The sequence below is a fragment of the Streptomyces sp. NPDC002817 genome (assembly GCF_053592055.1).
The window spans coordinates 1-21,829 of record NZ_JBSFUY010000033.1 but is presented as its reverse complement, the minus strand read 5'-3'; the positions used below and the strand labels follow the sequence as shown (position 1 = coordinate 21,829).

Sequence of the window (21,829 nt, the reverse complement as noted above, 5' to 3'; positions counted from 1 at the left end):
ACCTGCCGACAGGTCGGCGAAAAACCGGCGCCACCCGTTGTCTGCCGATTCTGTAGGGCCTTGCTGCGAGCATCGGCAGAGCCATACAACAACAGGATGCGGAGGGCGCATGTCTCAGCACGCCGAGGAGGCCGTCGCCGGCAGCAAGCGGTTGCAAGGAGCGCTGTCCGCAGCGAAGAACAGACGCGGCGCACCCTCCGGGGACAAGGCACTGCGCCGGACCGGGGTCCTCGTCACCTTCGTCCTCGGCGCCCTCGCAGCGGTGCCGCCGATGTCGATGGACATGTATCTGCCGGCCCTCCCGGAGGTCACCCGCACCCTGGGCTCGACCGCCACGGCCGTCCAACTGACCCTCACCGCTTGTCTCGTCGGCATGGCACTCGGGCAGCTCGTGGTCGGCCCGATGAGCGACCGGTGGGGGCGGCGCAGGCCGCTGCTGGCCGGGCTGGTCGTCTACATAGTCGCCGCCACGATCTGCGCCTTCGCACCCAGTGCCGAGGTGCTCATCTCCTTCCGGCTGTTGCAGGGCCTGGCCGGATCGGCCGGGATCGTCATCGCCCGGGCCGTCGTCCGCGACCTCTACGACGGCCTGGCCATGGCCCGGTTCTTCTCCACGCTGCTGCTGATATCCAGCATCGCCCCGATCATCGCGCCCGTCATCGGCGGACAGGTCCTGCGCCTCACCGACTGGCGGGGCATCTTCCTCGTCCTCGCCGCGATCGGCGTCGCGCTCACCCTGCTCGTCTGGCGCCGGCTGCCGGAGACCCTGCCGTCCGAGAAGCGGCAGAGCGGCGGAGTGCGCCACGCCCTGTGGATCATGCGCGGGCTGTTCGCCGACCGGGTCTTCTCCGGGTACCTCCTGGTGAACGGCTTCGCCTACGGAGCGCTGTTCTCGTACATCGCCGCGTCGCCGTTCGTGATCCAGGAGGTCTACGGGGCGTCCCCGCAGACCTTCTCGCTGCTCTTCGGCCTCAACTCGTTCGGCCTGATGATCGTCGGCCAGATCAACGGCAGGATCCTCGTCGGCCGGGTCAGCCTGGACAAGGCGCTCGGCTCCGGACTGGCGATGCTCGTGCTCGCCGGGGTGGGGCTGCTGCTGGTGACGGGGGGCGCCTTCGGCGACCTCCGTACGGTTCCGCTCGCGGCCTGTCTGTTCGTCATGATCTCCGCGCTGGGCCTGATCCTGCCCAACACCAACGCGCTCGCCCTGATGCGCACCCCGCACGCCGCAGGTTCCGCTTCCGCGCTGGTCGGCACGTCCTGCTTCGTCATGGGGGCGATCGCCTCATCGATCGTCGGGTTCGCGGGGAAGACGACGGCGGTACCGATGGCCGTGGTCCAACTGGGCAGCGCCCTGGCCGCGATGGTCTGCTTCCTGTCCGTGTGCCGCCCCTGGCGGAGCAAGGCCACGGAGAAGGCAGAGCGCTGAGCACCCACCACAGCTCAACCGCAGGTCCGCCCTGGCGGATCCAAGTGATCGTCGCAACACCGCTGATCGGCTTGCTGTCAGGAGCTTGGTGAGACGCTCGGCTGGGGTGTCCCGGTCGAGCGTTTTGCGTGGGCGGTCGTTGAGCTCGCCGGGTCACAGAAGCAGACCGGCATGTCGATGGCCAGGGTGACCGAGCCGTGACCCGCCATTCAGGTGCCCTGGCCCCAGGTCAGGGAACGTCTGAGCTGAGATGGCAGCGTGTGGCCGGTGCGGCCGGCACCTGGTGGAAGTGTTCTGCTCGGTGTGCGCCGCCGGGCAGGTGAAGGAGCATCAGATAGCGGGTCGAGCGTTCCACCAGCGTGCCGTTGAGGCTTTCGGCGGGCTCGTCCCGTGCGCAGAGCCCGAACGAGTTCCCTTCGGAGTGTTCCGCGGCCGGCTGCGTGCAGACGGTCAGGCCGAGTGAGATAGCGGCATGGGACCTCGGGAGCCGGCGTCGGACGGGCCGGCGGGCGAAATCGAAGCTTGGCAACACCGCCGTTGCGCCCCACGACCCGTTCGTTCGTCGATGTCCACCAACCGGCGGGCTTCTGCATTGCCATGGCTCTGGTCCGCGAGCCGGAAGCATTCCTCCCGCTCGCGGACCAGCCTCCTACGACCGCCCAAAGCCTTGGTCCGGTTCCTGCTGACCGGGGTTCAACTGTGGTGTGTCCCTGCGGAAGTCAGCCCGCCGTGTTCCGTTCCGGCGGCGGCAGGATCAGGGTGGGTTCGAGGACGACGCGAGCGACGGGTTCCTCGACAGGCCGGGCCAACTCAGCGCGCACACCCCGCTGTTGACGCCACCCGGCCTGGGCGGCGACGACAGCGACGTACGGGATGACGACCCCGCCGACCAGCGCGCAGACGGCGACGGCGGGCCAGCGGTTCCAGGTGACGGCCATCAGGACCACACAGGCGCTGCGCACCAGCATGGCCGCAACGTAGCGGCGCTGGCGGCCGCGCAGGTCCTGCGTCAGGCCGGTGCGTGCCCGGGTGATGGACTCGGCCCGGGGGCCGTCCCGGTGCCATGAAGTGCGGTTCATCGGGCCTCCGTGGATGCTCGGCCGGTCAGGGCGCCGAGCGGGGTGACGGCCGGCGGTGGAACGACGGCGGCGCGGGTGACCGTCTCTTGATCACCCGCGCCGCCGTATCCGGCCCGGTCCTTCCGCGTCGCGCCGCCGGGTCAGCGCACTTCCTGGTCCGGCTCCCGTTCCTCGACGGCAGCGGTTCCCGGATGCCCGTTGGACGCCGCGTGCCCGTTGGACGCCGCGTGCCCGTTGGGCGAGTGGTGCTCCAGGGCGTGCCGCAGTTCCTCCGGTGTCGGCTGCGCGAGCTGGCCGCCGTACAGCCAGCGGCTGAGCCGGTGGCGCAGCATGTCCTTGCGGGACTGCGGGTTGGGCACACCGTTGTGTTCCGCCGCGGGGGCAGGCAGCACCTCGTTGATCTCCCTGGACAGGAGGGTGTACGCGTGATCGGGGTCGAGGGGTGCGTGCACCTCGACGAACTCGCCGTGCGGCAGCCTCTTGATCCGGCCGGTCTCGCGGCCGTGCAGGAGCTTGTCGCGCTCCCGCAGCAGCAGGCCGAGGCAGATCCGCTTGGTCACGACGTACGTCAGCACCGGGACGGCGAAGACTCCGATCCGCACCGCCCAGGTGATGTGGTTCAGGGACAGATGGAAGCGTTCGGCCAGGACGTCGTTGGCGCCACCGAAGAACAGCACCAGGTAGAGCGAGACGAAGGCGATGCCGAACGCGGTGCGAGTGGGGTGGTCGCGGGGCCGGTCGAGAAGGTGGTGTTCGCGGGTGTCGCCGGTGACCCAGGCTTCCAGGAACGGCCAGAGCGCGATCACCGCCATCATGACGGTGGGCAGGATGACGGCCGGTATCAGGACACCCATGTTGACGGTGTAGCCACCCGGGATGACGAACTCCCAGGCGGGCATGGCTCGCAGGGCACCTTCCAGGAAACCCATGTACCAGTCGGGCTGGGAGCCCTGGGAGATCTGGTCGGCGCGGTAGGGCCCGAAGTTCCACACCGGGTTGATCTGGGCGACGGCCGCGAGCAGTGTGAGCACGCCGAAGACGAGGAAGAAGAACCCTCCGGCCTTGGCCGCGTAGACCGGCATCAGGGGCTGGCCGACGACGTTGTTCTCGGTGCGGCCGGGACCCCGGAACTGGGTGTGCTTGTGGTAGAAGACGTAGATCAGGTGGACGGTGACCAGGGCCAGGATGATGCCCGGTATCAGCAGGATGTGGAAGCTGTAGAACCGGGGGATGATGTCGTGCCCCGGATACTCGCCGCCGAACAGGAACAGCGTCACATAGGTGCCGACCACCGGAATGGCCATCGTGATGCCCTCGGCGATGCGCAGGCCGGTGCCGGAGAGCAGGTCGTCGGGGAGTGAGTACCCGACGAAGCCCTCCAGGGTGACCACGACGAGCAGCACGAAGCCGATCAGCCAGTTCACCTCACGCGGCTTGCGGAACGACCCGGTGAGGAAGTGCCGCAGCGTGTGGACGCAGAGCGCGGCGATCATGATCAGCGCCGACCAGTGGTGCAGCTGGCGGATGAGCAGACCGCCGCGCACATCGAAGCTGATCTCGATGGTGGAGGCGTAGGCCTGGGACATCGGGATGCCCTGCAGCGGGACGTGCGATCCGTTGTAGACGGTCTCGGTCATGCTCGGGTCGAAGAACATGGTGAGCCACAGGCCGGTGAGGATCAGCACGATGAAGCTGTAGAGCGCTATCTCACCGAACATGAACGTCCAGTGGTCCGGGAAGACCTTTCGGATCATGAACCTGAAGTGGTAGATCCCGAGCCGCCCGTCCGCCCAGTCGGCGATGCGCTCGCCCCTCGGCGGTGTGGTGCGCACACTCTGTGGCGCCCTCTCGGTCGTGCTCATACCCGCGCGCCCTCCCCTCGCCGCTCGGCCGTCACAGGCACACCCGAGCCGACCGGTGAGCGGTCGGTGGTGGGGGCGGCCTGCCGCGGCGCAAGCAGGCCCGTGCCCTGGAGCGGGTGAAACGCTATCCACGCGTCAGCAAACAGAACAACCGCGCTCAAGCGATACTCAAGTCCCAACTCAAGTGTTTCTCGAGTGGGTTGTGGCACCTCGGAACGCAAGTGGGCTTCTCTGACGGCTGGTTGATCCACTCCTGTCATGGATCCGAGCGTATGGCCGTGCTATTTCGGCCGCGACGGCGTACAACACGCCAGCTGGCCGAAAAACGGGGCGGTCACGGTCGCTCGGCCGAAAGGCGGAACGGTCACGGTCGCTGCCGGTCGCCGGCCGGTGCCGCGGCAGGCCCCTGGGCCGAGGTACCGGTGGGCCGCGGCCGGGTGGAGCTGATGGAGACCCCGATGACGGGCACGGTCGGTGTGCCCGGACGGCGCCGGCGGGCGTCGGGACCGTGCGTGACGCTGGGCGGTGTCGCGGCCGCGGCGGCGGGAGCGCGCCGGGGACGGAGTGCGGCCCGCAGCGCGCGCGGCCGCAGTGCGGCGGGCGGGGCGAGGCTCTGGTGCAGGTGCAGCAGCAGGTTCGCCGCGTGCTGGTCGGTGCTCGCCGCGGCCGCTATCCGGGACGCATAGCGCCGGCCGAGCCGGGCGCGCAGTCCGGGAGAAGGGTCCTGGTCCGGGTCCGCCGGGCACAGCGTCCGGGTACTCAACTGCCAGGCGGGGGCGAGCCGGTGGGCAAGGGCCCTGCGCAGACGGTGGCTGATGCCGACCGCGGTGCCGTGGGCGGCGAGCATGTGGTCGAGGACGAGAGCGGACTGCACGGCGAGCGTCATGCCGTGGCCGTGCGCCGGGTCGAGGGCGGCGAAGGCGTCACCCACGACCAGGAACTGGTCGGGCCAGCGGCGCAGCTTCTCGTAGTGGCGCCAGCGGCTGTCGGTACGGCTGCGGCAGTAGACGGGGCCGAGCGGTGTGGCGGTCTCGATGAGGTCGCGCAGCAGCGGGTGGCGCAGGGTGCCGGCGGCGCGCAGCAGTGCTTCGTGGTCGGTGGGCGGCGGGGTGCCGTCGCCGGTGGCGATCGACACCGACCAGCGGCCGCCTTCGACGGGGTTGAGCATGCCGTACCCCGGGTCGCCGGGCCCGGCCAGGAGCAACAGGCTCTTGAAGTCGGCGACATGGCCGACGGGTGGCGCGTACAGGGTGGTGGCGTACGTGGTGCGGGCGTCGGCCGCGGTTTCCCTGGGCGGCTCGTAGCCGAGTTCGGCGAGCCATTCGGGGGCGCGGGAGCCTCGTCCGGAGGCGTCCACCACGAACTCGGCGGACAGCAGGCGCCGGGGGGTCCAGCCCTCGGGTGCCTTCCGGTCCCGGCCGCGCGCCCAAACGCCGGTGACGGTGTCCTGCGGGCCGGGCTGCAGGGCGACGACCTCGTGCTCCGGCAGGAAGGTCACCTTGGGGTCGGCGCGCAGCCGGTCGCGTATCGCCGCGTCGAGGAGGTCGCGGCCCGCGCTGAGCATCGACAGGCCGGTGTCGAAGCGGGGCAGCCAGCCGGACGGGCCGAGCAGCAGCATGTCCTCGGGGATGCGAACGTGGACCGCTCCGGCACGGGTGAGGTCCTGGCGGATGCCGGGGAACAGTTCCTCCAGGCCCTGATGGGCCGCGGTCATGAGGCTGTGGGTGTGCCGCGCCTGGGGCACACCGCGGCGGCGGCCCGGTCCGCGGGGCAGCCAGTCGCGCTCGATCACGGTGACCCGGTCCATGAAGTTGGCCAGAGCCCGCGCCGCGGTGAGTCCGGCGATGCTCGAACCGATCACGACGGCGTGGCCATGGCCGCCGCCCCCGTCGACAACACGTGCGTCCAGACTCAACTCGGCCGCCCTCCCTTGCGTTGTGTTTGCATCATGCGGGGGCGGGCCGGTCGGTGGCAGCGGCTTGAGCGGGGCTCCATGTGGTCACGAGGACGGCTCTAGCGAGAATCGAGTGGACGGGGTATGGGGAGCGGCGGGACCAGGGGAATCGGGTCCCGCGAGGAGCCCGCATGCCCGCCCGCGAGGACACACGCCGACGAGCCGGCACGTACGACCACGACACCGTCGTACGCACCAGCCGTCACCGTCACTGTCCCGTGCCCGCCCCGCAGCCCGTCACCGCCCCGAGGCCCTCGCCCGCCCCGGTGCCGCAGTGGTGAGTGCCCGGTCCACCAGCGGGCCGGCGACACCCGTGTAACCGGCCGGGTCGAGCAGTGCGGCCGCCTCCTCGCGGTCCAACACGCCTTCCAGTTGCGGGAGTCTGGCCAGTACCTCGGCCAGCGGCAGGCCGGTCCGGGTGGCGAGCAGAGAGGCCTGGGTCACCAGTTCCCTGGCGGCCGTCTTGCCGACGCGCGGCGCCAGGACGGCCGAAACCCGCTCGGAGACGAGCTGCCCGCCGGTCGCCCCGAGGTTGGCGCGCATCCGCTCCGGGTGGACGGTGAGCCCCCGGGCGAGTTCGACGGCCGTGTGCGCGGCACCGCCGGTGAGCCGTAAGGCTTCACGCAGCGGCTGCCACTCCGCGTGCCACACCCCGGCCGACCGCTCGTCCTCGGCGGGCAGACACTGCATCAATACGGTGGCCAGCGCGGGCACTTGAAGAGCGGCGGAGCGGATCAGGGTGGCGAGCACGGGGTTGCGCTTGTGCGGCATCGCCGACGAGGTGCCCCGTCCGGCGACCGCGGGCTCGGCCACCTCACCGATCTCGGTACGGGTGAGCACCAGCACATCCGCTGCGATCTTGCCGAGGGCGCCGGTGGTGTGCGCGAGTGCGGCCCCCAGGTCGGCAACGGGGGTGCGCAGGGCGTGCCAGGGCAGTACGGGGGCGGTCAGGCCCGTCTCCTCGGCGAACGCGGCGCCGAGTTCGCCGAGTACGGTCGCGGGGTCCGCGCCCTGGCCCGCGTACTGCAGATAGCCGGCCAGGGTTCCGGCCGCGCCGCCGAGCGACACCGGGAGCCCGCCGTCGGCGACCCGTTCGAGGCGCTCGACGGCGTCCAGAACCAGTTGCCGCCACCCGGCCACCTTGAGCCCGAAGGTCGTGGGCACGGCGTGCAGGGCGAGGGTGCGGCCCGCTGTCACGGTGTCCCGATGCGCGGCCGCGAGACCGGCCAGCGACTCGGCCACGTCCCGCAGATCGGCGCCGATCAGGCGCAGCGCGCGCTGCGCCACCAGCATGGCGGCGGTGTCGAAGACGTCCTGGCTGGTCGAGCCGCGGTGCACATACTCGGCGGCCTGCGGGGAGCGTTCCGCGACCACCGCGGTCAGCGCCTTGACCAGGCCGACGATCGGGTTCGCGGTCTCCCGCGCGGCCAGCGCCAGTTCACGTACGTCGAGCAGGTCCGCGCGGGCGGCGGCCGTGATGGCCTCGGCCGCCTGGACGGGCACGGTGCCGCAGCGGGCCTGGGCGCGGGCCAGGCCCGCCTCCGCGTCGAGCATCGCCTGCAGCCAGGCGCTGTCGCCGACGGCGGCCTCGACGGGGGTGCCCGCCCGCACCGGCGAGAGCAGCCCGGCGTCGAGGTGGCCCGTCAGGGCGCCCGTCTTCGGTGATTCGTCTGCGTAGGTCATGTGCCCGCCCCCACGCTTGAGGCTGCTGCCGTGCGGTCCGACTGCCGTGATGGAGAAGGCATTTGGGGCAGGGCGAGGACCGCCGCCGCGATCGCGTCGGAGTCCTCGAGGGTGACCGAGCCGACGCCGGGCCTGATGCCCGCGGCGGTCACCCAGTGCACGGACTCGGTGGGCACCCCGTAGGCGAAGCGCCGCGGATGCGGCACTCCCTGGACGTCGATCACGTGGTAGGGCCGCTCGGACACGGCGAGGCCGCCGGTCTCGTAGTCCGCGCCGCCCGTGCCGTCCCCGCCGGGAATCCGGTACGGATGGCACTGCCCGGTGCTCAGCAGCTGGTTCATCAGCGGGTCCGCGGTGCGCCTGAGGTCGATCTCGGGCAGGCGGGCCTCGATGAGGACGGTGGCCCGCACCCGCACGCCCGGTATCTCGCTCGACGTACCGGTGAAACAGGGACCGTGCGGATCGTTCGCGTCGGCGGTGACGCGCATGCCGGGGCCGGTCACATCGAGGATGCCCGCGTCGATGAGCGCGGCCATCTCCTCGATGCGGGACGCCGGGGGGCCGATGGACAGATAGGCGTTGAGCGGTGTGTACCAGCGGTCGAGGTCGTCGCGGTGGGACGTCGCGGTCAGTCCGGCGTGGTCGACGGCGAGCCGCAGTTCGTTGCGCAGGTCCCGCAGGACGTCGAGGGCGGCCTTGACCGGTCCGCTGACGTTGCCCTGGCGGGCCAGCCGGACGTCGTCGTCAAGGTGCCCGCGCAGCCAGCGGCGGAAGTCGGCCTGGTCGCCGAAGACACGGTTGCCGTAAGGACGCGCGATGCGCTTCCAGTCCCAGTGCTCGGCGGCGTCGATCCCGGTCGCGTCGAGGAGGACGCTCTCGTCGTGTCCCGGTTCGGCTTCCAGGTAGGCCTCGACGAACTCCTCGATGACGTCCGGGAGTTCACCGCGGGCCGCGAGCAGGGCGGCGTAGTAGACGCTGCACACCTCCTTGGAGATGAGCGGCCACAGGTCGGCGGCGAAGTCGATGGCTCCGCGGTGCGGGGCCCGGGCGCGCAGCGCCGCGATGTATCCGGCGGTCAGGAGCCGGGGGTAGTAGCGGCCGTGGGCGCCCTTCTCGTTCTCGCCGCGCGCCTGGTAGGGCACGCCGCGCCGGGAGCCCGCGTACAGGCGCGGTTCGCGGCCGGAAGGCTCGTAGACGAGGCGGCCGTCGACGCAGGTGAAGACGCCGCCTCTGCCGTGGGTGAACAGGGCCAGGTAGTCGAAGAAGTTGAGCCCGAGTCCGCGCAGCAGCACATGCTCGCCGGGCCGGATGTCCGACAGGTCCACGTCTGCCGGGTTGGAGGGGACCACATAGGTCAGCCCGTTCAGCTCGGCGTACTCGGTCAACTCCCTTTCGGTGTCAGTGAGTCGGGCCGGTACATGGCCCTGCGCGAGGACGACCGCGGACAGGCCGGCCAGCCGAGTGCCGTCATCGAGTACGACGGTCTGCTCCCCTGCCTGCCCCTCTTCCTCGAGGGCGACGGCGCGTACGGGGTGCGTGCGCACCGTCACATGCGCGGCGGCGTTGGCGACGACCTGCTGGAACGCCCACGTCAGATAGCAGCCGTAGAGGGCGCGGGTCGGGTAGGTGTCGGGGCCCAGATGGCGTGCTTCGGCAAGGATCCCGTCGTCGTACCCGGCCTCCGGGACGGTCTCGAGCGTCTCCGAGACCAGCGCCTTGGCCCACTCGTACAGGCTCGGCCCCTCGTCCAGCGGTCCGTCGATGCGGACGCTGGCGTCGGTGTAGACCGTGACCTGGGAGGACACGGTGTTCATCAGTAGGTGCCGGGACTGCGTCGGGCGCCACACCCGTCCCGAACCCGGCGGATCCGGGTCGACGACGTGCACGGTGACACTGTCCCAGCGGGGCGACTTCCGTTCCTGCGCGCAGAGCCGTTCCAGTACGGAAAGGCCCCGCGGTCCCGCGCCGACGAGGCAGACCTCCAAGTGCGGGTCCAAGGGGACCTGGTCCCCCGGGGCAAACTGAACGGCCGCCGTCACCGGCGGCCCTGCGGTGAGTCCGGCGCGTACTGCGCGTTGGCCTCGGTGCGTACCGTCCACAGCGCCTCCTTCCTCGGCAACCGTCGGGGCAGGCGCTCAACCAAGCGTCGGATCCTGGTGGAAGTCGGCTTGAGAAGCCGGGATACCGCGGGCAGCCGCACGGCCGGGTGCCCGTACAGCCGTATGCGTTCGGGGCTGTACCGGGACTCGAGAACCGGTCGTTAGATTCGGCGACAGGCGTATCCCCGGGAATTTGACTTACCGCCGCATCACGTTGCGGGGGTGATCCCGGAGAAACTTCTGGACATCACCGGGGGAACAGAAATCACATGACTACTGAATCTGTCGAGTCACCTCGTGCAGGAGATTCAATGAGGGTTCACCCCTGCCCCAGAAATCACCCCCAGGAGATCTCCGCCGCCGTCGGATTCACCCTGTGCGTCCTCTGTATCAAGCAGGTGGAGAACAATCTGCGTATCATCCCCGCACTCCACCAGGAGAGCCTGCACCACGTGTCACCGGCGCCCAGGCGAACCAACCCGACGAAGGTCTCGGGAAGCCGTAAGCGGGATCACCTTGATATCGCCGTGCTCGATGTTCGGCACAACATCCTCGTCATTCTTGAATCCTGGTCGGGGATCGTCGTGGAGAAGCTCGGCCGCATCGCCCCGCATCGCTCTGTCCCGCAACTGGCGCGGTTTCTGACGGCGAACCTGGAATGGATCACCGCGCAGCCCCCGGCCGGCGACTTCGCGGACGAGATCGAAACCATCGCCACGGAGCTGCGCCACACCATCGACCCCGACCCCGATGGACTCAACAGGCTCACCAGGCAGTGTGTCGTGGACGGCTGCGCGGGAACGATCACAGCCGCGCCGCACAAGGCCGAGAACACCGGCCGGAGCAACATCAGGTGCTCGTCCGGACACGCATGGGAGCTGCGTGAATGGCTCACCCTGCGACACCTCATAGAGCGGCAACGAAAGAGTGTCGGCGCATGACCAAACCACCACGCCACCGGCTCGTCCCGACGAATGTGGCCGCCCTCGCCGTGGGCGTCACCGAAGCGACCATTCGAAAGTGGGTGAGCCGAGGGAAGATAACCCGCTATGGCGCACCCAACCGCCGCTCGGAGTTCGACATCGAGGAACTCACGGAGATCGCTCTGCGGCGCGGCAATTGATACCGGCCTCCCTGACACGCTGCCAGAATCGGCCCCGCGCCCAAAAAGGGCTCGGGGCCTTCTTGCGCTCGGGGTCCCACCCGTGTCACTATTTGTGCACGTCTCCCCTGCCCAAAAACCGTTGCGGGGAAGGGACTTCAGCCCCGCATCCACGGTCCGCACGGACGCGAGACGCAGTCGACGCCGGATGCGGTAACCGTCCGGAAACCCCTGGCTCATTGACTCCCCGGCCATGATCAAACTGCCGGGGATTTCTGTGTCTGATTTCCCGCTCAATCATTCCTGGAAATCCGGATGACGCGATCTCATTGCAAACACGACAAGGGGAGCTGAGTGCGTTGACTCTACCGATCTCAGCGGCAGGAACATCAGAAAGCCACTGGGTTCGCTCAGTCGGTACCGGCCGCGCCCACGCCAAGTCCATTTTGCTGGGGGAGCATGCAGTCGTGTACGGCGCGCCGGCCCTCGCTCTTCCGGTTCCGCAGCTGGCGGTCACGGCAAGCGCCGGATGGTCCTCCCGCAGCCCTCGTGAACCGGGCGGCGTGTCCTACACGTTGACCGGTTCCGCCGCGCGGCGGCTGGCGATGCGGGGCCCCGCGGGCCTGCACCAACTGGCCACCGAGTTCCGGGCGGCCCTGGGCATCACGGGCGGCCCGCACATCGACGTGATCATCGACGGCGCGATCCCGCCCGGCCGGGGCCTCGGCTCCAGCGCGGCCGTCGCACGCGCGGTCGTCCTCGCCCTCGCCGATCTCTTCGGCCGCGAGGTCGGCGAACGGATGACGTTCGACCTGGTGCAAACGGCCGAGAACGTGACGCACGGCCGGTCCAGCGGCGTCGACGCCATGACCGTCGGCGCCTCCGGCCCGCTGCTCTTCCAGGCGGGCGGGGCCAAGGAGTTGAGCGTCGGCTGCGACAGTCTGCTCATCATCGCGGACAGCGGCGTCATCGGCAGCACCAAGGAAGCGGGCGACCTGCTCCGCGCGGGATTCCAGCGCCATGCCGGAGCACAGGAGCGATTCGTACGCCGGGCCTCGGAGCTGACCGAGGTGGCCAGGCTCGCCCTCGCCGACGGCAAGCCGGAGGAACTCGGCTCGCGGCTGACGGACTACCACGCCCTGCTGCGCGCGGCCGGCCTGAGCACCGACCGGATCGAGGCGATGGTCGCGGCCGCACTCGCGGCGGGCAGCCTCGGAGCCAAGATCACCGGAGGCGGTCTGGGCGGCTGCGTACTCGCGCTGACCCAGCCGGAACGGGCCCGGGAGGTCACCCGGCAGCTGCACGAAGCCGGCGCCGTACAGACGTGGGTCGTGCCGCTGAGGAGGTCAGTCCGCCATGTCTGAACAGCACACCACCCTCATCCGGCCCCAGGACCGGGCCGGTGCGGAACGCGCCACCGCCGTCGCACACCCCAACATCGCCCTGATCAAGTACTGGGGCAAGAGCGATGAACGGCTCTTCCTCCCACGCACCGACAGCCTGTCCATGACCCTGGACATCTTCCCCACGACCACGCACGTCCGGCTCGACGCCCAGGCCGGGCACGACGCGGTGACGCTCAACGGCGTGCCCGCGACCGGCGAGGCGCTGCGCCGCATCGTCGCCTTCCTCGACCTGGTCCGGGACCGGGCCGGATGCCCGCAACGAGCCGTCGTGGACACCGAGAACACCGTCCCCACCGGGGCCGGCCTGGCGTCCTCCGCCAGCGGGTTCGCCGCCCTCGCCGCCGCAGCAGCCGCCGCGTACGGCCTTGATCTCGACGCCACCGCGCTGTCCCGTCTGGCCCGGCGCGGCTCCGGGTCGGCGTCCCGGTCGATCTTCAGCGGCTTCGCCATGTGGCACGCGGGCCGAACCACCGGCACGGCCACGGACGCGGACCTCAGCTCCTACGCCGAGCCCGTGCCCACCGCGGAACTCGACCCCGCGTTGGTCATCGCGGTCGTCAACGCCGGACCCAAGGACGTGTCCAGCCGTACGGCCATGCGCCGCACCGTCGACACCTCGCCGCTCTACGAACCGTGGGCCGCCTCCAGCCGGGACGACCTGGCCGACATGCGGGTGGCACTCAAGCGCGGCGACCTCGAAGCCGTCGGCGAGATCGCGGAGCGCAACGCGCTCGGCATGCACGCCACCATGCTGGCGGCGCGCCCCGCGGTGCGCTACCTGTCGCCGGCCACGCTCACCGTGCTCGACAGCGTGCTCCAGCTCAGGCGGGACGGCATACCGGCCTACGCGACCATGGACGCCGGACCGAACGTCAAGGTGCTGTGCCGACGCGCCGACGCGGACCGGGTGGCCGGCGTCGTCCGCAGCGCCGCCGCACGGGTCTCGGTGCACATCGCCGGACCGGGGCCGGGCGCCCGCCTGCTGTGCGGGGGCGGACGATGACCTCCCGGCGAACGGTGGTCCGGCGCGCGCCGGGCAAGCTGTTCGTCGCGGGCGAGTACGCGGTCGTGGAGCCCGGCAACACGGCGATCCTGGTCGCGGTCGACCGGTACATCACCGCCACCGTGTCCGGCGCCGACGATCCCGGCGTGCTGATCTCCTCCGACCTCGGTCCGCGAGCGGTACACCGGCCGTGGCAGGACGGCCGACTGGCCGGCGGCGACGGAGAAGCGCCCCACGTGGTGGCCGCGATCGAGGCCGTGAGCGACCTGCTCGCCGAACGCGGCATGTCCGTCCCCCCGTTGAGCGTGTCGATCACCAGCACGCTGCACGACAACGGCAGGAAGTACGGCCTGGGTTCGAGCGGCGCCGTGACCGTGGCAACGATCGCCGCCGTGGCGACGTACTGCGGACTGGACCTGTCGCCCGAGGCCCGCTTCCGGCTGGCCCTGCTCGCGACGGCCCGTATCGACCCCAAGGGCTCCGGCGGTGATCTCGCCGCGAGCACCTGGGGCGGCTGGATCGCGTACCAGGCCCCCGACCGGGCCTTCGTACTCGACCTGGCCCGCCGCCACGGCATCGAGGAGACACTGCGCACCCCCTGGCCGGGCTTCGCGGTACGCCGATTGCCGCCGCCGAACGGCCTCTGCCTGGAGGTCGGCTGGACCGGCAACCCGGCCTCCACCACGTCCCTGGTGTCCGGCCTGCACCGGCGGACCTGGCGGGGCAGCGCCTCGCAACAGAAGTTCCTGGAGACCACCACCGACTTCGTACACGCCTCGATCGCGGCGCTCGAGACCGGCGACGGCGAGAGCCTGCTGCACCACATCCGGCGGGCCCGCCAAGAACTGGCCCGCCTGGACGACGAGGTCGGCCTCGGCATCTTCACGCCCGAGCTGACGGCGCTGTGCGACACGGCCGAGGCCGCCGGCGGCGCCGCCAAACCCTCGGGGGCGGGGGGCGGCGACTGCGGGATCGCCCTGCTCGACGCCGAAGCCCCGCACGACATCGCGCACGTACGGCAACGGTGGGCCGCGGCCGGGGTGCTGCCCTTGCCCGTCCGTCCCGCCCTGGAAGGGATCGAAGAATGAGTAGCGCTCAGCGCAAGGACGACCACGTCCGGCTCGCCATGGAGCAGCAGCACGCGCACAGCGGACGCAACCAGTTCGACGAGGTGTCGTTCGTCCACCACGCCCTGGCCGGCATCGACCGCCCGGACGTGTCCCTGACCACGACGTTCGCCGGCCTCACCTGGCAGGCACCGCTCTACATCAACGCAATGACCGGCGGTAGCGCCAAGACCGGCGTCATCAACCGGGACCTGGCCATCGCGGCCCGCGAGACCGGGGTGGCCATCGCGTCGGGCTCCATGCACGCCTACTTCAAGGACCCGTCGTGCGCGGACACCTTCCGGGTGCTGCGCGAGGAGAACCCGGACGGGTTCGTCCTGGCGAACGTCAACGCGACGGCGTCGGTCGACAACGCCCGCCGCGCCATCGACCTGATCCAGGCGAACGCCCTGCAGATCCACCTCAACACGGCGCAGGAGACGCCCATGCCGGAGGGCGACCGGTCCTTCGGATCCTGGGCGGCGCAGATCGAGCGGATCGCGACCAGCGTCGACGTCCCCGTGATCGTCAAGGAGGTCGGCAACGGGCTGAGCCGCCAGACGATCCTCGCCCTGCCGAACCTGGGCGTGCAGGTGGCCGACGTCAGCGGCCGGGGCGGCACGGACTTCGCCCGCATCGAGAACGGCCGACGCGAACTCGCCGACTACGCCTACCTGCACGACTGGGGGCAGTCCACCGCCGCCTGCCTGCTGGACGCGCAGGACATCGGCTTCCCCCTCCTGGCCTCCGGCGGCGTCCGCACCCCGCTCGACGTCGCCCGCGCCCTGGCCCTCGGCGCCGGTGCCGTCGGCTCGTCCGGCGGATTCCTGCGCACCCTGCTCGACGGCGACGTGACGGCGCTGATCACCAAGATCTCGACATGGCTCGATCAGCTGGCGGCCCTGCAGACCATGCTCGGCGCCCGCACCCCCGCCGATCTGACCCGCTGCGACCTGCTGATCCACGGCGAACTGCGGTCCTTCTGCGCCGACCGGGGCATCGACACCCGGCGGCTCGCCCAGCGCTCCAGCTCCATCGACGCCCTCCACGAGATGACGGGAAGCACACGATGACCGACGCACACGCCATCGCCGGGGTCCCGATGAGGTGGGTGGGACCCCTTCGTATCTCCGGGAACGTCGCCACCACCGAGACCCAGGTACCGCTCGCCACCTACGAGTCGCCGCTGTGGCCCTCCGTGGGCCGGGGGGCGAAGGTGTCCATGCTGGCCGAGCAGGGCATCGTCGCCACTCTCGTCGACGAGCGGATGACGCGTTCGGTGCTCGTCGAGGCCACGGACGCGCAGACCGCGTACACGGCCGCGCGGATCATCGAGGCGCGGATCGACGAGCTGCGCGAGGTCGTGCGCGGCTGCAGCAGGTTCGCCCAGCTCATCGGCGTCCGGCACGAGATCACGGCCAACCTGCTGTTCATCCGGTTCGAGTTCAGCACCGGCGACGCCTCCGGGCACAACATGGCCACGCTCGCCTCCGACGCACTCCTCAAGCACCTGCTGCAGACCGTCCCGGGCATCTCCTACGGATCGATCTCGGGGAACTACTGCACGGACAAGAAGGCGACCGCGATCAACGGCATCCTCGGCCGCGGCAAGAACGTCGTCACAGAACTTCTCGTGCCGCGGGACGTGGTGACCGACGTGCTGCACACGACGGCCGCCAAGGTCGTCGAGCTGAACATTCGCAAGAACCTGCTCGGCACCCTGCTCGCCGGCGGTATCCGCTCGGCGAACGCCCACTTCGCGAACATGCTGCTCGGGTTCTATCTGGCGACCGGCCAGGACGCGGCCAACATCGTCGAAGGCTCCCAGGGCGTCACGATGGCCGAGGACCGGGACGGCGACCTCTACTTCTCCTGCACACTGCCGAACCTGATCGTGGGCACGGTCGGCAACGGCAAGGGCCTCGCCTTCGTGGAGACCAATCTGACCCGGCTGGGCTGCCGGGCCGACCGTGCACCCGGGGAGAACGCGCGCCGCCTCGCCGTCATCGCCGCGGCGACGGTGCTGTGCGGCGAACTCTCGCTGCTCGCGGCACAGACCAACCCGGGCGAACTCATGCGTGCGCACGTCCAGCTGGAACGCGACAACAACACCGCAAAGGTTGGTGCATAGGGCATGTCCATCAACATCGGAATTCACGATCTGTCGTTCGCGACAACCGAGTTCGTCCTGCCGCACACGGAGCTCGCCGCGTACAACGGCACCGAAATCGGCAAATACCACCTGGGCATCGGCCAGGAGTCGATGAGCGTTCCCGCCGCGGACGAGGACATCGTCACCCTGGGCGCCGCGGCCGCGGCGCCGATCATCGCCCGACACGGCAGCGACCGCATACGGACCGTGGTGTTCGCGACGGAGTCGTCGATCGACCAGGCCAAGTCCGCCGGTGTGTACGTCCATTCCCTGCTCGGGCTGCCGTCGGCCACCCGGGTCGTCGAGTTGAAGCAGGCCTGTTACGGGGCAACCGCGGCCCTGCAGTTCGCCATCGGCCTGGTGCAGCGCGACCCCGCCCAGCAGGTCCTCGTGGTCGCCAGCGACGTCTCCAAGTACGAGCTGGACAGCCCCGGCGAGGCGACGCAGGGCGCGGCGGCCGTCGCCATGCTGGTCGGCCTGGATCCCGCCCTGGTGCGCATCGAGGACCCGTCCGGCCTGTTCACCGCCGACGTCATGGACTTCTGGCGGCCCAACTACCGTGACGCGGCGCTGGTCGACGGCCAGGACTCCATCAACGCCTACCTGCAGGCGGTCGAGGGCACCTGGAAGGACTACACCGAGCAGGGCGGCCGCTCCCTCGATGAGTTCGCCGCGTTCTGCTACCACCAGCCGTTCACGAAGATGGCCTACAAGGCGCACCGCCACCTGCTGAACTACTGCGGGTACGACACCGACAAGGACGACGTCGCGCGCGCCATCGGCCAGACCACGGCGTACAACACCGTGATCGGCAACAGCTACACCGCGTCCGTGTACCTGGGCCTCGCCGCGCTGCTCGACCAGGCGGAAGACCTGACCGGCCGGCACATCGGCTTCCTCAGCTACGGCTCCGGAAGCGTCGCCGAGTTCTTCGCCGGGACCGTCGTAGGCGGCTACCGGGAGCAGCTGCGGACCGAGGCGAACCACGCGGCGACCGACCGGCGCAAGCCCGTCTCCTACGCCGAATACCGCGCCCTGCACGAGCGGTCGTTCCCCACCGACGGCGGCGACCACCCCACCCCCGCGCAGACCACGGGGCCCTACCGGCTGGCCGGGCTGAGCGGCCACAAGCGCATCTACCAGTCACGCTAGACCGCCTTGCGGGCCCGCAGGTGACGTGGACAGCCCTTCGGGGCTGCCCACGCGCCGGGCCACCACGGCCGTGCACCCGGCGGCCTCTTCGCGCAGCCATTCACCAACCATGTGAGGGAGGGCAGCCGCATGAAAGACGCCGCGATCCTGGGTACGGGCAGCCCCATCAGGGATGTCCGGATCATCGGCACGGGCTCCTATGTGCCGGACCGGATCGTCTCGAACGACGAGGTCGGCGCTCCGGCCGGCGTCGACGACGCCTGGATCACCCGTAAGACCGCCATCCGGGAGCGCCGCTGGGCCGCCTCCGACCAAGCCACCTCGGACCTGGCCACGGCCGCGGCACAGGCCGCGATGAAGTCGGCCGGCATCTCCGCCGAGCAACTGTCCGTGATCGCGGTCGCCACGTCCACGCCGGACCACCCGCAGCCACCGACGGCGGCCTACGTCCAGCGCAATCTCGGGGCGTCCGGCACCGCGGCGTTCGACGTCAACGCGGTCTGCTCCGGCACGGTGTTCGCGCTCTCCGCGGTCGGCAGCACGCTCCTGCGGCGGGGCGGCTACGCGCTGGTCATCGGCGCGGACGTGTACTCGCGCATCCTGAACCCGGCCGACTTCAGGACGGTCATGCTGTTCGGGGACGGCGCCGGCGCGATGGTTCTCGGCCCGACCACGCGGGGCCCGCTCATCCGGCACGTCGCACTGCACTCGTTCGGCGACCTCACAGATCTGATCGAAGTGCCTGCGGGCGGCAGCCGGCTGCCCGTCGACCAGGCCGGCCTCGATGCCGGGCTGCAGTACTTCACGATGCAGGGGCGAGAGGTACGGCGCTTCGTCGTGGAGGAACTGCCGCAGCTGGTCAAGGGGTTCCTCCACGAGGCCGGTGTCGATCCCACGGACATCAGCCACTTCATCCCGCACCAGGCCAACGGCGTCATGCTCGACGAGGTCTTCGCGGAACTGGCCCTGCCCCGCGCCACCATGCACCGGACGGTGACGCACTACGGCAACACGGGAGCCGCCTCCATCCCGATCACCCTGGACGCGGCCGTCCGCGAGGGAGCCTTCCGCCCGGGCGAGCTGATCCTGCTGGCCGGGTTCGGCGGCGGTATGGCCGCGAGCTTCGCCCTGGTCGAGTGGTGACCCTGATCCAGTGGTGAAGAGGCCGTACGGGCCCGCCGCGCGCTCTGTCCGCGCGGCAGGCCCGTACGGCCTCCCTCCCGCATCAGCCCAGCCCCGTTCACCGAGCCCGCCGAGAGACGCTCACCGAGAAGGGTGCCCCCATGTCCCTCGTACTGGACGCCGCCGCCCAGAACCTCCTGTTCCGCGAGGCCCGTACCGCCAACACGTTCACCGACGAGCCGGTGACCGAGGAACAGATCGAAGCGATCTACGACCTGGTCAAGTACGGCCCGACCGCCTCCAACCAGAGCCCGCTGCGCATCACCCTGGTCCGCTCCCCCGAGGCCCGCGAGCGCCTCGTACCGCATATGGCCGAAGGCAACCGCGCCAAGACCGCCATCGCCCCACTGGTCGCGATCCTCGCCACGAACAACGAGTTCCACGCGGAACTGCCGAGGCTCTTCCCGCACTTCCCGCAGGCCAAGGACGTCCTCTACGCCGAACGCCCGGTCCGTGAGAGGTCCGCCCTGCTCAACGGCGCCCTCCAGGCCGCGTACTTCATCGTCGGCATCCGCGCCGCGGGCCTCGCCGCTGGCCCGATGACCGGCTTCGATCCCGAGGGCGTCCGCAAGGTATTCCTCGACGACGACCACACCCCGCTGATGATCGTCAACGTCGGCAGGCCAGGCCCCGACGCCTGGCGTCCTCGTCTGCCGCGCCTGAACATCGACGAGGTCATCACCACTGTCTGAGCCGCACAGGCTCAGCCGCGGTCGCGGGCACGCCGTTCGTAGGCCGGCCACAGTTCACGGGCGAGCAGCCGTTCCTGCACGGACAGCGGAACGTCCTCGCACAGTCGCTCGGGATGCGCGGCCGGCGGCCCACCGACCCCCGGAGGAAGCGCCAGGAACCTCCCTTGGGCGTAGCGCGCGAAGCGGGCCCGGGAGCGGGGGGTGGGCGCGGTCTCGGCGTCCAGTACCTCGCGGCCGACATAGATGGACCCGAAGGCCGCAAGGGACCGCCAGACCGGCCGCAGGCAGTAGTCCACCAGAAGCCGCCACACGCCACTCAGCAACCGGTTCATGTCCGCACCTCCCCACCTCCGCTCGCTGTTGCTACAGAGATTGCCAAGGTTCACTTGTGGATCGGTTGAGGCGGCATGGCGCACGGCAGGTCTGTTCCGGGCCGCGGACGCCGACGGACGCCGACCGTGCCGACGTTCAGTCGATGCCTCGTACGACGTGCGGTTCCCAGTTGTCGTCCTCGTCGATGCCGGCGAGCCGGAGCGGCGGGGCGAGGGCCGGAACGTCGTGAGGCAGCCTGCTGTCCTCCTCCTGGATGTCGTACACCTGGTCCTCCTGTTCGGTCGGCTCGGTGGCGGCAACGGCCGGGCTGGTACGGCCCCTCGGCCTCGCCGATCAGCGCTGGCCTGCTGCGAGGCCATGCCGGGCACTCCTTGAGCTCAGGACGTTGCGGTGGATCTCGAGCGTCGCCGTCGAGCGGTTCAGCGTGATGTAGTGCAGTCCGGGGGCGCCTTCGGCGAGGAGCCGCTCGGCCATCTCGGTGGCGTACTCGACGCCGATGCGGTGACCGTCCGCGGGGTTGTCGCGCCCGGCGTCGAGGCGGTGTGCCAGTTCCTCGGGGAAGGCGGCGCCGCTGAGCTCCGCGAAGCGGGCGATCTGGCGCACGTCGGTGGCCGGCATGATCTCCGGGATGATCGGGATGTCGCAGCCCGCGGCCGCCACCCGGTCGCGCAGCCGCAGATAGTCCTCGACGCGGAAGAACATCTGAGTGACCGCGTAGTCGGCGCCGGCCCTGCACTTGGCGACGAAGTGCCGAATCTCGCTGTCCCAGTCCGGGGAACGCGGATGACGCTCCGGAAACGCCGCCACGCCGACGCCGAACTCCCCGGACTCCTTGACCAGACACACCAGTTCATGGGCGTGGGTGAAGCCTTCGGGGTGCGGGATCCAGGGGGCGTTCGGGTCGCCGGGCGGATCGCCGCGCAGGGCGAGGACGTCCCGGACGCCGGCATCGGCGTACTGGCCGATGATGCGACGCAGCTCCGCCACCGAGTGGCCGACCGCGGTCAGATGGGCCACGGGCCGCAGAGTCGTCTCGGCCGCGATTCGCTTCGTCACCTCGACGGTCCGGTCCCTCGATGAGCCGCCGGCCCCGTAGGTGACCGAGACGAAGGCGGGTGCCAACGGCTCGATCCGGCGGATCGCCTTCCACAGGGAGCGGGCTCCGGCGTCGGTCTTCGGCGGAAAGAACTCGAAGGAGAAGGACGGGAGCCCCCGGTCGAGGACATCGCGCAGCGCGGTCATGTACGTCCTCCGGCATTGAAGTAGCCGGCCTCGGGGTGGTGCAGGACGATCGCGTCGGTCGACTGCTCGGGGTGCAGCTGGAACTCCTCGGACAGCTGGACGCCGATGCGTTCGGGCTGGAGCAGGTCGGCGATCTTCGCGCGGTCCTCCAGGTCGGGACAGGCCGGATACCCGAGCGAGTAGCGACAGCCCTGGTACTCGGTACGGAACATGCCGTCCAGCGAGCCCGAGTCGCCTCCTGCGATACCGAGTTCACCGCGCACGCGCGCGTGCCAGTACTCGGCGAGCGCCTCGGCCAACTGGACGGACAGGCCGTGCAGTTCGAGGTAGTCGCGGTAGGCGTTGGCTTCGAA

The 21,829-nt window shown here is 70.4% G+C and carries 20 protein-coding genes and 1 pseudogene; 11 read left to right on the top strand and 10 right to left on the bottom strand.

The window, feature by feature from the left end:
• Window positions 1-109 precede the first annotated feature (109 nt).
• On the top strand, window positions 110-1,429 hold the full coding sequence (locus tag ACWD3I_RS39605; RefSeq protein ID WP_365395383.1) for a multidrug effflux MFS transporter: 1,320 nt from the start codon (window positions 110-112) through the stop codon (window positions 1,427-1,429).
• Between the two features lie 72 nt (window positions 1,430-1,501).
• On the opposite strand, the pseudogene ACWD3I_RS39600 reads toward ACWD3I_RS39605, so the two are convergent.
• The 6 genes and pseudogenes from ACWD3I_RS39600 to ACWD3I_RS39575 all read right to left on the bottom strand — a co-directional run.
• A pseudogene (locus ACWD3I_RS39600) lies at window positions 1,502-1,875 on the bottom strand (IS30 family transposase); the annotation flags it as partial.
• Window positions 1,876-2,148: 273 nt separating this feature from the next.
• Complete coding sequence (locus ACWD3I_RS39595; protein ID WP_365395386.1) at window positions 2,149-2,508, bottom strand: DUF3099 domain-containing protein; 360 nt, start codon at window positions 2,506-2,508, stop codon at window positions 2,149-2,151.
• 140 nt (window positions 2,509-2,648) lie between these two features.
• Window positions 2,649-4,370 (bottom strand): cytochrome bc1 complex cytochrome b subunit, encoded by a 1,722-nt coding sequence (gene qcrB / locus ACWD3I_RS39590; protein ID WP_365395389.1) that lies wholly within the window; start codon window positions 4,368-4,370, stop codon window positions 2,649-2,651.
• Between the two features lie 364 nt (window positions 4,371-4,734).
• The gene (locus tag ACWD3I_RS39585; protein WP_365395392.1) at window positions 4,735-6,285 is read right to left on the bottom strand and encodes an NAD(P)/FAD-dependent oxidoreductase; all 1,551 of its coding nucleotides are present in this window, start codon (window positions 6,283-6,285) and stop codon (window positions 4,735-4,737) included.
• A gap of 276 nt (window positions 6,286-6,561) precedes the next feature.
• Window positions 6,562-8,007, bottom strand: coding sequence for a 3-carboxy-cis,cis-muconate cycloisomerase (pcaB, locus tag ACWD3I_RS39580; protein ID WP_365395395.1), 1,446 nt, complete (start codon window positions 8,005-8,007; stop codon window positions 6,562-6,564).
• Complete coding sequence (locus ACWD3I_RS39575; protein ID WP_365395398.1) at window positions 8,004-10,004, bottom strand: FAD/NAD(P)-binding protein; 2,001 nt, start codon at window positions 10,002-10,004, stop codon at window positions 8,004-8,006. The genes pcaB and ACWD3I_RS39575 overlap by 4 nt, the downstream gene beginning before the upstream one ends.
• A 413-nt stretch (window positions 10,005-10,417) precedes the next feature.
• On the opposite strand from ACWD3I_RS39575, the gene ACWD3I_RS39570 reads away from it, so the two are divergent.
• The 10 genes from ACWD3I_RS39570 to ACWD3I_RS39525 all read left to right on the top strand — a co-directional run bounded on the left by ACWD3I_RS39570 (window position 10,418) and on the right by ACWD3I_RS39525 (window position 19,901).
• Window positions 10,418-11,047, top strand: a complete 630-nt coding sequence (locus ACWD3I_RS39570; RefSeq protein ID WP_365395401.1) for a hypothetical protein — start codon at window positions 10,418-10,420, stop codon at window positions 11,045-11,047.
• A complete protein-coding gene (locus ACWD3I_RS39565; protein WP_365395404.1) occupies window positions 11,044-11,229 on the top strand; it encodes a hypothetical protein in 186 nt (61 codons plus the stop codon). Before ACWD3I_RS39570 ends, ACWD3I_RS39565 begins: the two co-directional genes overlap by 4 nt.
• A gap of 308 nt (window positions 11,230-11,537) precedes the next feature.
• Window positions 11,538-12,572, top strand: a complete 1,035-nt coding sequence (mvk, locus tag ACWD3I_RS39560) for a mevalonate kinase (protein ID WP_451084313.1) — start codon at window positions 11,538-11,540, stop codon at window positions 12,570-12,572.
• A complete protein-coding gene (gene mvaD / locus ACWD3I_RS39555) occupies window positions 12,565-13,617 on the top strand; it encodes a diphosphomevalonate decarboxylase (RefSeq protein WP_365395410.1) in 1,053 nt (350 codons plus the stop codon). The genes mvk and mvaD overlap by 8 nt, the downstream gene beginning before the upstream one ends.
• Window positions 13,614-14,705, top strand: coding sequence for a phosphomevalonate kinase (locus tag ACWD3I_RS39550; RefSeq protein WP_365395413.1), 1,092 nt, complete (start codon window positions 13,614-13,616; stop codon window positions 14,703-14,705). Before mvaD ends, ACWD3I_RS39550 begins: the two co-directional genes overlap by 4 nt.
• Window positions 14,702-15,796 (top strand): type 2 isopentenyl-diphosphate Delta-isomerase, encoded by a 1,095-nt coding sequence (fni, locus tag ACWD3I_RS39545; RefSeq protein WP_365395416.1) that lies wholly within the window; start codon window positions 14,702-14,704, stop codon window positions 15,794-15,796. Before ACWD3I_RS39550 ends, fni begins: the two co-directional genes overlap by 4 nt.
• Window positions 15,793-16,854, top strand: a complete 1,062-nt coding sequence (locus ACWD3I_RS39540) for a hydroxymethylglutaryl-CoA reductase (protein ID WP_365395419.1) — start codon at window positions 15,793-15,795, stop codon at window positions 16,852-16,854. The genes fni and ACWD3I_RS39540 overlap by 4 nt, the downstream gene beginning before the upstream one ends.
• Window positions 16,855-16,857: 3 nt before the next feature.
• Window positions 16,858-18,027, top strand: coding sequence for a hydroxymethylglutaryl-CoA synthase (locus tag ACWD3I_RS39535; RefSeq protein ID WP_365395422.1), 1,170 nt, complete (start codon window positions 16,858-16,860; stop codon window positions 18,025-18,027).
• A gap of 129 nt (window positions 18,028-18,156) precedes the next feature.
• The gene (locus tag ACWD3I_RS39530) at window positions 18,157-19,170 is read left to right on the top strand and encodes a 3-oxoacyl-ACP synthase III family protein (protein ID WP_365395425.1); all 1,014 of its coding nucleotides are present in this window, start codon (window positions 18,157-18,159) and stop codon (window positions 19,168-19,170) included.
• 140 nt (window positions 19,171-19,310) lie between these two features.
• Window positions 19,311-19,901, top strand: a complete 591-nt coding sequence (locus tag ACWD3I_RS39525) for a malonic semialdehyde reductase (protein ID WP_365395429.1) — start codon at window positions 19,311-19,313, stop codon at window positions 19,899-19,901.
• An 11-nt stretch (window positions 19,902-19,912) separates the two neighbouring features.
• Here ACWD3I_RS39525 and ACWD3I_RS39520 read toward each other — a convergent pair whose 3' ends face one another.
• The 4 genes from ACWD3I_RS39520 to ACWD3I_RS39505 all read right to left on the bottom strand — a co-directional run.
• Window positions 19,913-20,233 (bottom strand): DUF6059 family protein, encoded by a 321-nt coding sequence (locus ACWD3I_RS39520; RefSeq protein ID WP_365395432.1) that lies wholly within the window; start codon window positions 20,231-20,233, stop codon window positions 19,913-19,915.
• Between the two features lie 136 nt (window positions 20,234-20,369).
• Entirely contained in the window at window positions 20,370-20,498 is a 129-nt protein-coding gene (locus ACWD3I_RS39515) for a hypothetical protein (protein WP_365395435.1), read from the bottom strand.
• Window positions 20,499-20,567: 69 nt separating this feature from the next.
• Entirely contained in the window at window positions 20,568-21,476 is a 909-nt protein-coding gene (metF, locus tag ACWD3I_RS39510) for a methylenetetrahydrofolate reductase [NAD(P)H] (RefSeq protein ID WP_365395437.1), read from the bottom strand.
• Window positions 21,473-21,829, bottom strand: a 357-nt coding sequence (locus tag ACWD3I_RS39505) for a vitamin B12 dependent-methionine synthase activation domain-containing protein (protein ID WP_451084312.1), incomplete at its 5' end; no start/stop codon positions are given. The genes metF and ACWD3I_RS39505, both read right to left, overlap by 4 nt.